The following is a 1,218-nucleotide window of genomic DNA, read 5'->3' on the forward strand; positions in this document are numbered from 1 at the left end:
CTCAGCATTTTATTATGGTGATCCCCTGGGCGAAATGCGCCTGGTAAGCAGAGTTTTTGAAATGTAAGGCCTTTGAATAAGACAAAAGGCTGCCTCATCGCTAACTTTGCAACAGTGCCCCTCTGACCACGCTTTCAGAAGCAGCTGCCGCATATTCCACATCCACCGTGAACGCATCGCGTCTTTCAGGAAGCTCAGCTTTTTCCACTGACCATGCTTATTCAGACCTCCACAGGTTACAGACACATGTACATGCGGATGCCAGTTGAGACGACGGCCATACGTGTGGATGGCGCAGAAGATACCGGGTTCCAGCCCCCGTTTTCGGGCGGCATACAGCAGATTCTCCACCGCCAGACGGCACACGTCATTCAGCAGCCAGCGGTTGCTTTCGAACACCGGCCACAGCGTGTCCGGCAGGGTGAAGACCAGATGTACCCAGTCGCAGTCAGGAAGACGATTCAGCTGTGTTGCTGTCCACAGGTCTGTGGCCTTCTTTCCGCAGGACGGGCAGGCACGGCTGCCGCATGAGTTGGTCAGGTACTTTACGTGCTGACAGTCCGGGTTATCACACCCGAACTCTTTTACACCCAGTATCCGTGTGCCGCAGGCCAGCATTTTGGTGACGGCTTCAACCTCGATATCGCGCAGACCGCCCGCATCCAGGAAGGACGTCCAGCACTGGTTGGCTGTGAACAGACGTTTCAGAGGGCGGGGAGTAAAACCGGACAACATGAGGATGGATTAAACCCCGGTATCCTGTAGCAGGGTAAGGGCTGCTGTATCGCCACGGCGCTTCAGGATGGAGGTCGTCACCATCGCAGGTGGTGGGTCCATGGGTTTGAGCATTTTCATCCAGTCCCATTCTCGTTGTGAGAGCTTCTCAGCACCAACAGAGAGCAGAACTGTATCGATACTTTTGCGGGTCAACATAAGGGGATGAGTCCTTAATAAAACAGGTCCTCAGAGCATACATATTCTGCGGGGCGTGCGGCAACAACAGGACGAACCGGGGCGGTTTTCAATTTGCAGCCGCCAGGCTGCCGTGGTTCATCTTCAGGTCAGAGCACTCAAAGACGCAGGTGTGAAAGCAAACCGTATATTTACCGATAAGGCATCCGGCAGTTCAACAGACCGGGAAGGGCTGGATTTGCTGAGGATGAAGGTGGAGGAAGGTGATGTCATTCTGGTTAAGAAGCTCGACCGTCTTGGCCGCGA

The 1,218-nt window shown here is 54.4% G+C and carries 2 protein-coding genes and 1 pseudogene; 1 reads left to right on the forward strand and 2 read right to left on the reverse strand.

Annotation, left to right across the window (positions count from 1 at the left end; translation table 11 throughout):
* Positions 1–117: 117 nt before the first annotated feature.
* Both K0778_RS26200 and K0778_RS26205 read right to left on the reverse strand, forming a co-directional pair.
* Positions 118–735: pseudogene (locus tag K0778_RS26200) on the reverse strand (transposase zinc-binding domain-containing protein); the annotation flags it as partial.
* Positions 736–744: 9 nt separating this feature from the next.
* Positions 745–933 carry a hypothetical protein gene (locus tag K0778_RS26205; protein WP_000957857.1) on the reverse strand — a complete coding sequence of 63 codons (189 nt, stop codon included), beginning with the start codon at positions 931–933 and terminating at the stop codon, positions 745–747.
* A 91-nt stretch (positions 934–1,024) separates the two neighbouring features.
* On the opposite strand from K0778_RS26205, the gene K0778_RS26210 reads away from it, so the two are divergent.
* On the forward strand, positions 1,025–1,218 hold a 194-nt coding region (locus K0778_RS26210), incomplete at its 3' end, for a recombinase family protein (protein ID WP_161997276.1).

The organism is Escherichia sp. XD33, from assembly GCF_019375075.1.
GTDB lineage: Bacteria > Pseudomonadota > Gammaproteobacteria > Enterobacterales > Enterobacteriaceae > Enterobacter > Enterobacter flexneri_A.